At 60.5% G+C, this 12938-nt stretch carries 11 protein-coding genes and 1 pseudogene; 9 read left to right on the top strand and 3 right to left on the bottom strand.

Annotated features, from left to right (window positions below; translation table 11 throughout):
* Positions 1 to 15 precede the first annotated feature (15 nt).
* Positions 16 to 1119 carry a mandelate racemase/muconate lactonizing enzyme family protein gene (locus tag BSG17_RS00410; RefSeq protein ID WP_089820501.1) on the top strand — a complete coding sequence of 368 codons (1104 nt, stop codon included), beginning with the start codon at positions 16 to 18 and terminating at the stop codon, positions 1117 to 1119.
* Between the two features lie 91 nt (positions 1120 to 1210).
* On the opposite strand, the gene BSG17_RS00405 is transcribed toward BSG17_RS00410, so the two are convergent.
* Positions 1211 to 1933 (bottom strand): MBL fold metallo-hydrolase, encoded by a 723-nt coding sequence (locus tag BSG17_RS00405; protein ID WP_089820500.1) that lies wholly within the window; start codon positions 1931 to 1933, stop codon positions 1211 to 1213.
* Between the two features lie 107 nt (positions 1934 to 2040).
* Here BSG17_RS00405 and BSG17_RS00400 point away from each other — a divergent pair, with 107 nt between their 5' ends.
* The 7 genes from BSG17_RS00400 (at position 2041) to BSG17_RS00370 (ending at position 8714) form a co-directional block, all read left to right on the top strand.
* Positions 2041 to 2868 (top strand): NAD-dependent epimerase/dehydratase family protein, encoded by an 828-nt coding sequence (locus tag BSG17_RS00400; protein WP_089820988.1) that lies wholly within the window; start codon positions 2041 to 2043, stop codon positions 2866 to 2868.
* Positions 2869 to 3816 (top strand): nucleoside hydrolase, encoded by a 948-nt coding sequence (locus BSG17_RS00395; RefSeq protein WP_089820499.1) that lies wholly within the window; start codon positions 2869 to 2871, stop codon positions 3814 to 3816.
* Entirely contained in the window at positions 3813 to 4262 is a 450-nt protein-coding gene (locus BSG17_RS00390; RefSeq protein WP_089820498.1) for a universal stress protein, read from the top strand. Before BSG17_RS00395 ends, BSG17_RS00390 begins: the two co-directional genes overlap by 4 nt.
* A gap of 239 nt (positions 4263 to 4501) precedes the next feature.
* Entirely contained in the window at positions 4502 to 5131 is a 630-nt protein-coding gene (locus tag BSG17_RS00385; RefSeq protein WP_089820497.1) for an ECF transporter S component, read from the top strand.
* Between the two features lie 70 nt (positions 5132 to 5201).
* Complete coding sequence (locus BSG17_RS00380) at positions 5202 to 5981, top strand: energy-coupling factor transporter transmembrane component T family protein (protein WP_089820496.1); 780 nt, start codon at positions 5202 to 5204, stop codon at positions 5979 to 5981.
* Positions 5978 to 7732, top strand: coding sequence for an ABC transporter ATP-binding protein (locus BSG17_RS00375; protein ID WP_089820495.1), 1755 nt, complete (start codon positions 5978 to 5980; stop codon positions 7730 to 7732). The genes BSG17_RS00380 and BSG17_RS00375 overlap by 4 nt, the downstream gene beginning before the upstream one ends.
* Positions 7733 to 7775: 43 nt before the next feature.
* Positions 7776 to 8714: a nucleoside hydrolase gene (locus BSG17_RS00370; RefSeq protein WP_089820494.1), complete on the top strand. Its 939-nt coding sequence runs from the start codon at positions 7776 to 7778 to the stop codon at positions 8712 to 8714.
* A gap of 19 nt (positions 8715 to 8733) precedes the next feature.
* Here BSG17_RS00370 and BSG17_RS00365 read toward each other — a convergent pair whose 3' ends face one another.
* Entirely contained in the window at positions 8734 to 10020 is a 1287-nt protein-coding gene (locus BSG17_RS00365) for a cytosine deaminase (protein ID WP_089820493.1), read from the bottom strand.
* Between the two features lie 902 nt (positions 10021 to 10922).
* On the opposite strand from BSG17_RS00365, the pseudogene BSG17_RS28885 reads away from it, so the two are divergent.
* Positions 10923 to 11652: pseudogene (locus tag BSG17_RS28885) on the top strand (DUF7504 family protein).
* A gap of 134 nt (positions 11653 to 11786) precedes the next feature.
* On the opposite strand, the gene BSG17_RS00355 reads toward BSG17_RS28885, so the two are convergent.
* Positions 11787 to 12134, bottom strand: coding sequence for a hypothetical protein (locus tag BSG17_RS00355; RefSeq protein ID WP_089820491.1), 348 nt, complete (start codon positions 12132 to 12134; stop codon positions 11787 to 11789).
* Between the last annotated feature and the right edge of the window lie 804 nt (positions 12135 to 12938).

Genomic DNA, 12938 nt, shown 5'->3' with positions numbered 1-12938 from the left:
ACACTGACACACACCATGAAGATTGCAGAAGTAGAGAGCTTTGCCGTATCGATTCCGCTGAAAGAACCCGTCGCCTTCGCAACTCGCGTCGTCGAGGAACGGGACCACGCCATCGTCTACGTCCGAACCGAGGACGGAACTGAAGGCGTCGGATACACGCTCGGCTACGGCGGCGCAGACGTGGTCGCACAGGCCGTCGAGAGCGTCCTCGCACCGATGGTAGAGGGCGAGGACCCACGAGACACGTCGCGCCTCTGGCGCGAGATGTTCGACGGGACGGTGCAGATCGGCCGGAAGGGCGTGATGGTCCGAGCCATCTCCTGTATCGACATCGCGCTGTGGGATATCAAAGCGAAGGCGGCTGGGATGCCGCTGTACAAGCTACTCGGTGGGCACGCCGACGAGGTTCCGGCCTACGCGAGCGGTGGCTACTACCGCGAAGGGAAAGGTCTCGAAGGACTCCGCGAGGAGATGGAGACCTACGTCGAACGGGGCCACGACGTCGTGAAGATGAAGGTTGGTCGGAAGTCGGTCGAAGAGGAGGTCGAACGCGTTCGTGTTGCCCGTGAAGCGATCGGTCCGGAGCGAACGCTCCTGATGGACGCGAACGGGAAGTGGAAGAACAAACAGGAGGCCGTCCGCGCCTGCCGGAGGTTCGCGGAGTACGACCCCTACTTCATCGAGGAACCGGTGATGCCCGACAGCCTCGATCTGTACCGCGAAGTCAACGAGTCGCTCGACTACGCCGTCGCGGGTGGCGAACTGGAGTTCAACCGCTACGGCTTCGCCGACCTCCTCCGTGAGGACGCGGTCGAAGTCATCCAACCCGACGTGACGGTCGTCGGTGGTGTCACCGAGTGGATGCGCGTCGCACAGATGGCAGCGTGCCACGATATCCCGGTCGCCCCCCATTACAACTGGGACCTGCACATCCAACTCCTCGCGGCGATAGAGAACGGACTCTGGATCGAGTACTTCTACCGCGACTCGGACGTGAAGGCGTTCGACGACGTACTGACGTACCCCGTCGAAGCGAAAGACGGGATGATCGAACTCCCCCAACGTCCGGGACACGGCGTCGAACTCGAACGGGACGCGCTCGAAGAGTTCCGCATCTGACGGGGCGAGAGGAGACGCGTTTTATCTGAAAGAGTAGGTCGCTAAGGCCCTTTCCTCACCGAGCGCGGCAGCGCGAGGAAGGCGAGGTAGTTCACAGTTCGAGTCGGTCGCCGACAGCCAGTTCGGTGATGGTCGGCGCGGCTTCGTCCGAGCGGGCGGCCACCTCCGCCCGGAACTCGTCGACCTCGTCGCTCCCGGGAACGTAGTGAACGGGAACCACGGTACTCTCCTCGAACCATCCCGCTGCGACGGCGGCGTCGCGTGGCGGCAGCGGTGCCCGGTCACCCGGTGCGCTCCCGATGGGTAAGAACACGACGTCCGGGTCGTTCAGCTCTGCGAACAGTTTGAGGTCACTGAAGAGCGACGTGTCGCCGACGTAGTAGAGGCTCGCGTCCGGACAGTCGAACTGAAAGCCGAGCGGGATCCCCGAGAGCCGTTGGTCGCTCGACTCGAAGTACGAGAGGTGACGCGTCTCGAGAACCCTCACTCCGACCCCGTTCGTCTCGAACGCGTTTCCCCAGATGACGCGGTCGAGTTGGCTCTCGGGGAGGCCCTCGTCCGCGAGATGGTCGGCGACGGCCGGTTCGGTGTAAACCGTCGCACCGGACGCCTCTGCGATCGGAATCGTGTCGCCGAGATGGTCGTACGCGCCGTGAGTGACGAAGAGGGCGTCCACGTCCTCGAAGTCGGAGAGTTCCGCATCGACCCAGTCGGGTTCGACGACCCAAGGGTCGACGAGAAATCGAGTGTCGTCGACCGTCAGGTCGAACGACGACAGTCCGTAGTACGTGATGGTGGGTACCGACGATGGCATAGACGGTGTTCTCGTGGCCGGTTACAATACTGTTCCGGCGAGCAGGCGTCGATCCGACCTGAACACTTTTGTGAAGGGACGACAATCGGTCTCGTACACCTATGACCATGAACGTCCTATTGACGGGTGCGTTCGGCCGGGTCGGGACGGCGATCATCGACCATCTCGCCGACCGAGACGAGTACAACTTCACGTACCTCAACCGTTCAGACCGAGAGGAGTACGAGACGTTCGTCGCCGACGTCTCCAACTACGAGGAGATGCGGCCGGCGTTCGACGACCAAGACGCGGTCATCCACCTGGCGGGGTATCCGGAGACCGACGGCAGCTGGAAGCAGATCCTCGAGAACAACATCGTCGGGATGTACAACACGCTCGAGGCGGCGAAGGACGCCGGCGTCCCGAAGTTCGTGTTCGGCTCCACCAACCACGTCGTCGGGATGTACGAGGTCGAGTTCGCTCCCGAACTGTACGAGCTCGACTTCGACCTGACGGTCGATGAGGACTCGCCTCGGCGTCCCGACTCCTACTACGGTTCCTCGAAGTCGTTCGACGAGGACCTCGGTCGATACTACGTGGAGAACTACCAGTCACCCGAACAGTTCTACGCGCTGCGGATCTGTTCCGTTCGGCACGAGGAGTACGACCACCCGTACGGCGACGCCGAACACGGCGTCGACGAAGGGGAGTGGGAGCGTGACAGCCCCGAGTACGAGGAGAAAGTCGCGCGGATGAAGGGGATGTGGCAGTCTCGACGCGACCTCGCCCATCAAGTCGACTGCTGTCTGCAGGACGACGACGTCGAGTTCGACGTGTTCTACGGCGTCAGCGACAACGACCGTCGGTGGTTCGACATCGAGCACGCCCGGGAGGTACTCGGTTACGACCCACAGGACAACGGCGAGGAGTGGGACGCTCCACCGGAGGGGAGATAGATGTCGGAGAAACTCCTCCTCGACGTCGACCCCGGTATCGACGACGCCCTCGCCATCCTGATGGCGCTCGGAAACGACGACGTCGACGTTGTCGGACTCACGACGGTGATGGGGAACACGACCGTCGAGAACACGACGCGAAACGCGCTGGCCCTTTTGGAGTTCGTCGACCGGACTGACGTGCCAGTCGCACGCGGGGCGGGCCGACCGTTTGCCGACGAACTCGTCATGGCCGAGTACGTCCACGGCCCCGGCGGCGTTCCCGAGACCGTCCGCGAGGCGCTCCCGGAGCCGTCGACCGACCCCGTCGACCGGCACGCGGTGGACTTCATCCTCGACCAGGCGGACGAACACGGCGACGAGTTGACGATCGCGGCCGTGGGGCCACAGACCAACCTCGCGTTGGCTCTCGCGAAAGACCCCAGTCTCCCCGACCGAATCGGCGGGATCTACCAGATGGGGGGTGCGCTGAAGACCACCGGTAACGTGACGCCGCAGGCGTCGTTCAACTTCTACGTCGACGCCGCTGCCGCCGCCCGCGTCGTTCAAGACGGGTGGCCGACAGTCGTCGGCCTCGACGTGACCGAACCGGCGTATCTCCCGCCGGCGGCACAGGAGCGTTTCCGCGGCCACGGCGCGTACGGCGACGTCGTCGCGGACATCCTCGAGTACAAGGCACAGGGCCCTGACGGGACCGTCGCCGAAGGTGGCTCCATCACGAGCGACGCCGTCGTCTTGGCCGGTATCCTCGGCGACCCGATCACCTACGAGGAGGCGTACGTGGAGATCGACACGACCGGCGGGCCGTCGAACGGTGCGACCGTCTACGACGAACACGGTGTCTACGAGAAGCCACCGAACTGTACCGTCGCCCTCGACGTGGACGTCGAGCGCTGCCGTGAACTGATCCTCTCCAACTTGGAGACGTTGCTGCCCGGAGAACTATGAACCGGATACTCGTCGTCGTCGCGCCGACTGAGACAGACGTCGAACTGCTCGAAGAGGCGGGAGCCATCGCCGCAGCGGCCGACGTCGAAGTCGTCGTCGTCGCGCTCACGATGGAGGGAGACGAACACGCGTCGCTCGAGGCGATGCGTCGCTGGCCGGGGTTCGAAGACACCGGTAACGACGGGACGGACACCAGCCGTCGCTTCGCCAACTACCTCGGAGCCCAGGTTCTCGAACCGCTCGGAGTCGAGTACCTCAGCGTCGGGGAACCGGTCGAGAGCATGCGTCCTTCCACCATGATCATCGAGGTCGCGGAGAATCACGGCTGTGACCACGTCTTCGTCACCAACCGTGGTCGATCGCCGGCGGGCAAAGCGCTGTTCGGCGACACTGCACAGTCGGTGATCCTGAACTTCGACGGGTTCGTGACGGTGCGAAGCGCCTGAGGAACTTCGGGGCGTCGTGCGAACCGAGCGATGGGCAACGAGGGTCCCTCCGACACGAGCGGACGTTCGTCGAACGTGCTGCCTGAGGAGTCTGGTGGTACACGACCCGAGTCGATGGACTCACGTTCTGCAGGAGGAGAGAGACGTACCGGCTGGCAACCAGATTAATTTCTCGGCTACCTTGTGGGGATTCCCCAAAGATTTAATATGTGGTAGTGGCCACAGTAGGCTGTCATACAATGTCAAGCACAGAAGCTGCGACTAGTGGCGGCCGTATTGAACGACTACGAGAGAGCATCGGGGAGGACTTCTCGACGACGACGTGGGTACTCATCCCGTTGGGGATCGGTATCAACGCGATCGGTGGCTTCATCGCGAGTACGCTGAAGCTGCCGTTGTTCCTCGACAACATCGGAACGATGCTGATCGGCATCTTGGCGGGACCGTGGGCCGCAGCACTGACCGGCGGACTCGCGAACGTCGTTCAGGCGATGCTCGGCAACCCAGTACAGTTGGCGTTCTTCCCCGTCCCCGTCGCGATCGGACTCGTAACCGGGTTCCTCGCTCGGCGGGGATGGTTCGACAACGCGAAGAAGACGATCGTTCCGGCGCTCGTTCTCACGGTGGTCGCGACGCTCATCGCGACGCCCATCGTCGTCCTCGTGTTCGGCGGCGTCACGAGTTCGGGTACCAGTCTGGTCACCGCTACGCTCGTCGCGACGGGTCGCAGTCTCGTCGAGAGTGCGGCCACCGCCCAGCTCGGTGTCGAGTTCGTCGACAAGGGTGGGTCGGCGTTCGTCGCGTACTTCATCGGCAAGTCGGTGCCAACGCGATACCTCCCACCCCAGGGACAAGATATTTACTCGTAGTTGTGGCACCTAAGAACACAGAGAAGCAGTGTCGGCTCTCGTCGACCACCCCTACATAACAGATCACACAATGTCTGAATCCGACACCTCGATTTACCAGCCGGGGGAGAGTATCCTCCACAGAATGAACCCAGTCACCGGGATTGTCCTCGCGACCTGCCTCTCGCTGGTTGTCTTTATCGTCGAGAGCTACTACGTCCCGTTGACGTTGCTGCTCGTCTTGCTGGCGTTCGTGTTCGTCGCACGAGTCCACGGACTCGTGTTGAAACTGTACGCGGCCGTCGCCGTTCCCTTCGCGTTCTTCCTCCTGCTCATCCAGGGAATCCTCCTCACACCGACCGATGGGACGCCGCTCGTCACCCTCTGGTCGGTAACGGTGTGGGAGTCGGGGTTCGAGCAGGCACGGCTCATCTTCCTGCGCATCAGCGTCCTCATTGTGGCGTTCCTCCTGTTCGCCACGACGGCACAGCCACAACGGCTGCGCATCGCACTCATGGATAAGGGCGTCCCGAGTAAACTCGCGTACGTCTTCATCGCGTCACTACAGATCATCCCCGAGATTCGAGACCGGGCGGCGGCCATCTCGGACGCACAGCAGGCACGCGGCCTTAACACCGAGGCGGACGTGCGAACGCGGATCACCTCGATCGTCGCGCTGCTGGCACCGCTGCTCATCAGTACGCTCATCGTGGCAAACACGCGGGCGTTGGCACTCAACGCCCGTGGGTTTCAGGCGACTGGTCCGCGGACGTATCTCTACGACGTTCCCGACCCGACGGGCGAACGTGTACTTCGCTATCTCGGCGGTGTCGCCGTTCTCGGCGCAGTCGTCTGGAGGGTGCTGGTATGAGTCTGATCGAACTGAACGACGTCACGTTCCAGTACGGGACGCAACCGGACGACGAGTACGCCGTGAAAGACGTCGACCTCGACATCGAGTCGGGACAGTTCGTCGGTGTCACGGGGCAGAGCGAAGCGGGGAAAGCGACGCTCTGTCGGCTCATCTCCGGACAGATCCCCCACTTCTACCACGGGACGCGCTCGGGGACGGTCTCGGTGGAGGGGAGCTCGACCGACGAGTCGTCCGTCGGCGAACTCGCCCAGAAAATCGGCTACGTCTTCGAGAACCCGTACGATCAGCTCACGGGGGCGACGTCGACGGTGCTGGAGGAGGTCGCATTCGGACTGGAGACACACGGTCTCTCTCGCGACGAGATGCGCGATCGCGCTCGAGAGAGCCTCGCCGCGATCGGCGTCGAGGAACTGGCCGAACGCAACCCGATGCAGCTGTCCGGTGGACAGTGCCAGCGCGTCGCCATTGCCTCCGTGATCGCGATGCAGCCCGACGTGATGGTGCTTCAACAGCCGACGGCACAGCTCGACCCCGAGGGGACCGAAGAGGTGTTCGAGGTCGTCGGCAAGATGAACGACGAGGGGTACACCGTCGTGATGGTCAGCCAGGAGATGGAGCGACTCGTCCCCCACCTCGACCGACTCGTCGTGATGGACGACGGCCGCATCGAGTTCGACGGTCCGCCGGACGAGGCGCTCGTCCGGGCCGCCGAGGAGGGGCTACCGGTCTCGGTCCCCGACCCAGTCACTGTTGGTCACCGACTCCGAGACGACGGTCTCGTCTCGAGGGAGGAACCGCTCCCGGTGACGGAGGCGGAGTGTCTCGCAGAGCTTCGTCGCGTCGTCGACCGACCGTCCTCTCCGGAAGCACCGCCTCGGTCCCCCGCTGTGGACAGTCCCGATAACACGCTGTCTAATGGGGCGGCCGAACCGACGGGAGAGGTCGTCCTCGACGACCTCCACCACCGCTATCCGAGTGGCGTCGAGGCGTTGCAAGGCGTCTCGTTCTCGCTCACCGAAGGGTGTATCTGCCTCATCGGTCAAAACGGTGCCGGGAAGTCGACGCTCGTGAAACACCTCAACGGTCTCCTCGAGCCGACGGACGGGTCGGTGTCCGCTTGTGGGTTGGACACGACAGAACACACGACCGCCGAGTTAGCCCATCACGTCGGGTTGAGCTTTCAGAACCCAGACGACCAACTGTTCCACAGCACCGTCGAAGGAGAGATCGAGTACGGACCGCGGAATCTCGACTTCGACGGCGACGAACTCGACGAGACGACCGACAGGGCGCTGTCACTACTCGGTCTCGAAGAGCGGCGACAGCAGAACCCCTACGACTTCGGTCAACCGTGGCGAAAGCGAGTCGCCGTAGCGTCGGTCGTCGCGATGGACACGCCGGTCGTCGTCCTCGACGAACCGACGAGCGGACAGGACGTTCCCGGCTACGAGCGACTCGGGACGGCAGTCGAACGGCTCGTCGACAGCGGGAAGCTCGTCGTCGTCATCACCCACGACATGGACTTCGTGCGCGAACACGCCGACCGTACAGTCCTCCTCGCACAGGGCCGAGTGATCGCGGACGGCGAGACCCGCGACGTACTAGGGGACACCGAGACGCTCGCTCGCTCGAACGTCCACCCACCGACGATAACGCGAATCGGCCTCGAACTCGGGCTCGGACCGCTCCTGTCCGTCGACGAGCTGTTCGAGACGATCAGCAGCCGAATCGACGACACGTCCGTGTAGCGGCCCTTCCGGACCGCACCCCGAATCACACACCACACAACTCATGAATACGAAACTACTGCTCGATATCGACCCAGGTAACGACGACGCGATCGCACTGTTCATCGCCCTCGCCGCAGACGACATCGACGTCGTCGGCATCACGACCGTCGCGGGGAACACCACGGTGGAGAACGCGACGCGAAACGCACTCTCCCTGTTGGAACTCGTCGACAGGACCGACGTCCCCGTCGCCGCCGGAGCGGACCGGCCGTTCGCCGACGAACTCGAGACGGCCGAACACGTCCACGGTCCGGACGGACTCCCCGAAGTGGTTCGAGAAGACCTCTCCGAACCGACGGCGGAACCGATCGACACGCACGCGGTCGACTTCATCCTCGACCAGGCGGACGAACACGGCGACGAGCTGACGATCGCGGCGCTCGGCCCGCAGACCAACCTCGCGTTGGCCCTCGCACAGGACCCGAGTCTCTCTGAACGCGTCGGCGACATCTACCAGATGGGCGGCGCGCTGAAGACGACCGGCAACGTGACGCCGCAGGCGTCGTTCAACTTCTACGTCGACGCCGCCGCCGCCGCTCGCGTCGTCCAAGACGCCAACCCGAAGGTCGTCGGCCTCGACGTGACAGAACACGTCTACGTCGATACGGAGGACATCCGAGCGCTGGCCGAAGAGGAGAACCCGCTCCCGACGATGGCCGCCATCCTGGAGTTCAGCATCGAAGAGGTCCGGTCGAAGTTCGGACACGACGGAGGGCTGGCGAGCGACGCGGTGGTCCTGGCCGACATCGTCAACGACGCCCTCGAGTTCGATGAGGCGTACGTGGAGATCGACACGACCGGCGGGCCGTCGAACGGCGCGACCATCTACGACGAACACGGCGTCTACGAGAAGTCACCGAACTGTGAGGTAGCGCTGGGAGTCGACGGTGAGGCGTACCAGAAGACGGTGCTCGAGGCGCTCCGGACGTTCCGTCAGTGAGAGTCGGGCTCTCAGAGACTCACTCACGAGTGTAGGTCACAGTCCGGTCGTCGGTACCGCGGCTGACCGTCGTCTCTGCGGGCGTCGTCCGCGCGACCTCGACGCCACGACGGACGACACGCACGCGAGGCGCACGTCGACGGAGCGCGTCGAACGGATCCGCTGCGTCGAAGACGACGAGCGACCCCTCGTTTCCCGGTTCGAGTCCGTAGTCTTTCTCGCCGACGATGACAGCATTCGCACTCGTCAGCATCTCCCAGAGCGCCTCGACGTCGTTCCGGCCGTTCATGTGCGCATAGTGGAGCAACACGAAAGCTGCATCGAGGGGGTCGCCGACGCCGTAGTGATACCACGGATCCATCACCGAGTCGTGACCGATGCCGACCGTAACGCCGCTCTCACGGAGCTGGTCGATACGAGTGTGTCCACGTCGTCGTGGGTAGTCGTCGTATCGGCCCTGAAGGACGGCGTTGTCGGGGGGGTTGGTGACCACACCGACACCGCTCTCCGCGAGCAGTGAGACGAGTTTCGTCGCGTAGGCGTTCGAGTACGAGTGCATCGCAGTGGCGTGACTCGCCGTCGTCTTCGGACCGATACCTCGCTTGAGCGCCTCGCTGGCCAGCACTTCGGTGAACCGGGACTGTGGATCGTCGGTCTCGTCGATGTGAAGATCGAGCGGCAATCCGTGCTTCTCTGCGAGATCGACCGCAATCTGGACGTCTTTGACGCCGTCCTCTCGCGTGTACTCGTTGTGCGGAATGCCGCCGACGACGTCAGCACCCATCTCGATCGCGTCGACGAGAAGCTCTTCGTGGGAGTCCTCCGTCAGGATACCGTCCTGTGGGAAGGCAACGAGTTGGAGGTCGACGAGATCGGAGACCTCCTCTCGGAGCTCCACGAGCGCCTCGACCCCGGTCAGTGACTGCTCTGTCGTATCGACGTGCGTCCGTACGCGCGTGACACCGTGGCTGACGAGCCACTCGATCGTCTGCCGTGCACGTCGCTTGACGTCGTCCGTCGTAAGTGACTCCTTGCGGGCCGCCCAGATATCGATCCCCTCCGCCAGCGTCCCCGACTGGTTCCACGTCGGCTCTCCCGCCGTGAGAGTCGCATCGAGGTGGATGTGTGGTTCGGTAAGCGTCGGCGTCACCAACCGACCGTCCGCATCGAATCGATCCGCTGGCTCGAACGTCTCTCTATCGACGGTCTTCGGGTCCGTTACGCGCTCTATCGTTCCATCGGTGATGACGATGTCCGCTGCCGATCCATCGAGTAGCGTCGCATCACGTACGAGGTATCGTGACATGACTGTCTCTTCTTCCGACGGTTGCAAATCACTATTGCCAAATTATTGTCTATTCGACGGAGTCGAGTCGTTGCCTACGAGAGGAGACGGGCGACCAACCCAACGACTTAACCGTCGTGACGGCGTTACTACCCTCTCCTCGATCAGATCCGGGACCCGGACCGATCAGCCCGCCTCTGTTGTTGTGTTTGTACAATACTATCTTCCGGGCACACAACCAGAAATCCAATTTCGTGCGAATATTCCTCCCCAAATTATAGATAAGGGAGGATCTATAGAAATTCTCTATCAGTATTTCATATTACCTATTTCTTAGACTTGTTTATTAGCTCCGTACTATTTGCCAAATAGGAACCACTATTCCTAAATTATATCAGTATTGTGTACTTTCTGGAGCCTATAAAATCGCCATATTTTACATTCTAGTTAGACCCTTTTCTACCTATATTGTAGTCATTTCACAATATTGTCATAGATTTTGGATCGGCGTATCGTCGGCGGGAAACAGGCCTATTGTCCGCTCGACCCGCGTCTGGAGACCCGGGTATGCGCTCGCCACTCTAACACTCAGTTCGAGTCGTGTATCCACAAGCCAGGATAGCTACGAGCTACCATCACCTCGACAGAAACCAGTAGGTATACTTCTGTCTATCACGGTCTCCCAGTATGACAGTCATTGGACCAAAACTGTTCGTCGTACTCTCACTGTGGATGCTTTTCTTTGTAAGTGTTCTCAGTCAAGCATTATTGTAAGATACACGTCATGTGAATCACCTGAGAACCGTGCGGCGCTGTATTCCCTCCCTGCTCGCGCCTTCCCTTCGGTCGGCGCTCACTGAGGGGGGCTTAGCGCCTACTTTCAGCCAATTAACCACCAGCATAAAATATTATATTGTAGAGGATTGACTAGAAACTATGAAGACGAGATCTCGGGGAACAGACATGGACACAGCCGTGATATCACGTTCACTAATGCACTCAAACAGTACAAGACAAGCGGAAACAACACTCTCGTCGTTGGAACTTTCCCCCAAAGAATCGCGTATCAACTGAGTTGCACTCATTTCGGTGCGGTTGACGAACACCGCTATCGGCTCCTCGCAGTCACGAACTCGAATCCCGATGTTATTGAGCAGCGCTTCCCCACGGGACTCTCTTCAGTCGATCAATCTGAGCGAACGAGTGTGATCACCTACTCGTAGTGGGGCGACGACAGCACGGTCTCCAAGTGACTGGCAGGGACCACAGATTGACTCGGAGGATGGCGCGGACCTTGAGGTATTCACAACGAAACTCCTCGCTGAGATTGATTCCCTGCACACTAGACCCACAGGCGGGTTCAAACCTGCCCAATTGCGTGTCTCGCTTGACGGATTAGAGCCATTGTTCGGAATGTTCGGTGTAGACGCAGTTGACTCGTTCGTTGAGGAACTTACCACTGCAATTCGAGCGTACGATGGAATGGGACAGGTCTTTCTCTCGTATCCTCGCTCACATTCGGTTATTGATGCGCTTGAAGAACACTTCGAGATCATCATGACGATCGAACAGCAAACTGATGGCTCGTATGTTCAATCGTGGGAACTTCCTGAATACGGGATCCAGACACGGGTTCCGCTTCAGACAAGCTGAAGCGGCGGGAATACGCTCGAGCCTGTATCAAAACCACCACTTCTCAACTAGCAGAAACAGATGCGTTTTTGCTCTTGCTTGATACAGCCATCCAGATTCGCACTACTCGAACATGGAACTCGTTGCCGTCTGTCTCAAGCTGGGAGAGTTTCGATATTGTTCCCACAGATAGCACACGTGTCTGCCTGCCACGATACTGTCTTCACAATTTCTTGCTCCTCTCCACAGATTGTACAATACGCAGTCTCAGGCACGTCTATTACTCTCTTGGCGTGTTGGATAGGGCCTTCGTCCTCTAGCAGTTCTTGTTCCGGGAGTTGCTGAATTTCAGAAATCAGCCATCCGAAGAAACAGACACTGCTACCCAACTCGTCGAGTTGGCAGTACGGCTTGAGACCGGAGAAGTGACGAAAGTCGTCGCACCAAAGAACCACTTCTACAGAGTCCTGAATCACCAGGGATTCACTATCGACGATGTTCATGCGCTCGATGCGTCTTCGACGACGATCTCGCTCCCGTTGATCCGTACATCCTTAGGAACAGAACTCGCAACACAGACACACTCAACAACGAACTGGCTGGTGTACCTCACTGTTGGATTGATTGGCAGTGTGCTTTTGCTTTCGCTGTTCTGTAGCCCCTCTCTTTTCTCGCAACGGTGAAGTCTTGACGTTCACATTCGTTGTTGTTCTCACGAGAAAAGCAAGGTGGAGGTCCCTTCCTCAACGAAGTGGGTGAAACAAACGGCGCTCTTGTGTAGCACATTGGTGATGGAGAGCAGTCTTGTGATTCTGTGGTGCGGTCGATGCGACGAGAACCGGGTCGTTGGCAGGTCAGCTGGTCAACCTCTGTTCCGACTTGGCTGGAGAGACCGGTATCAACAATCTCCGACAGATGAGCGAACAACCAGAGTAAGGAAAGGAAGTCGGTAGTAGACGAGTGACTACTCGAAGATGACCTTCTAAGAACTGCGTCAGGTGGCGGCCTGACGCAAGCGGGGACAGCGGTGGTATGCCTGAGACCAGGAACGGGTCGAGTTGTTCCGTGACCGCTGTCATTAACGTCAAATTGTGGGTCTGATATATGCCTTGTGGGCAGAGCTGTCTGTGAGATTTCAACAACTTCGCCGTTCGAGAACCATCTGTGCTACACGACGGGTTTCTTCCCGAATTAACTACGGAAAAACAGTATCGCTCTCTCGGTCGGCAGGTTGTGGAAGGTCGTGTCGGGTTCCTCCCCGACCTACTCGCGCGCTTCGCTCGCTCCTTGAACTCGGGGCACCACCT

This window comes from Halogranum amylolyticum, from assembly GCF_900110465.1.
Lineage (GTDB): Archaea > Halobacteriota > Halobacteria > Halobacteriales > Haloferacaceae > Halogranum > Halogranum amylolyticum.
This window is presented reverse-complemented; position numbering and strand designations above follow the sequence as displayed.

Excerpts from the sequence above, each read along its gene's own strand:
- BSG17_RS00410 (WP_089820501.1), top strand. The coding sequence starts at position 16 with ATGAAGATTGCAGAAGTAGAGAGCTTTGCCGTATCGATTCCGCTGAAA.
- BSG17_RS00405 (WP_089820500.1), bottom strand. The coding sequence starts at position 1,933 with ATGCCATCGTCGGTACCCACCATCACGTACTACGGACTGTCGTCGTTC.
- BSG17_RS00400 (WP_089820988.1), top strand. The coding sequence starts at position 2,041 with ATGAACGTCCTATTGACGGGTGCGTTCGGCCGGGTCGGGACGGCGATC.
- BSG17_RS00395 (WP_089820499.1), top strand. The coding sequence starts at position 2,869 with ATGTCGGAGAAACTCCTCCTCGACGTCGACCCCGGTATCGACGACGCC.
- BSG17_RS00390 (WP_089820498.1), top strand. The coding sequence starts at position 3,813 with ATGAACCGGATACTCGTCGTCGTCGCGCCGACTGAGACAGACGTCGAA.
- BSG17_RS00385 (WP_089820497.1), top strand. The coding sequence starts at position 4,502 with ATGTCAAGCACAGAAGCTGCGACTAGTGGCGGCCGTATTGAACGACTA.
- BSG17_RS00380 (WP_089820496.1), top strand. The coding sequence starts at position 5,202 with ATGTCTGAATCCGACACCTCGATTTACCAGCCGGGGGAGAGTATCCTC.
- BSG17_RS00375 (WP_089820495.1), top strand. The coding sequence starts at position 5,978 with ATGAGTCTGATCGAACTGAACGACGTCACGTTCCAGTACGGGACGCAA.
- BSG17_RS00370 (WP_089820494.1), top strand. The coding sequence starts at position 7,776 with ATGAATACGAAACTACTGCTCGATATCGACCCAGGTAACGACGACGCG.
- BSG17_RS00365 (WP_089820493.1), bottom strand. The coding sequence starts at position 10,020 with ATGTCACGATACCTCGTACGTGATGCGACGCTACTCGATGGATCGGCA.
- BSG17_RS00355 (WP_089820491.1), bottom strand. The coding sequence starts at position 12,134 with ATGAACATCGTCGATAGTGAATCCCTGGTGATTCAGGACTCTGTAGAA.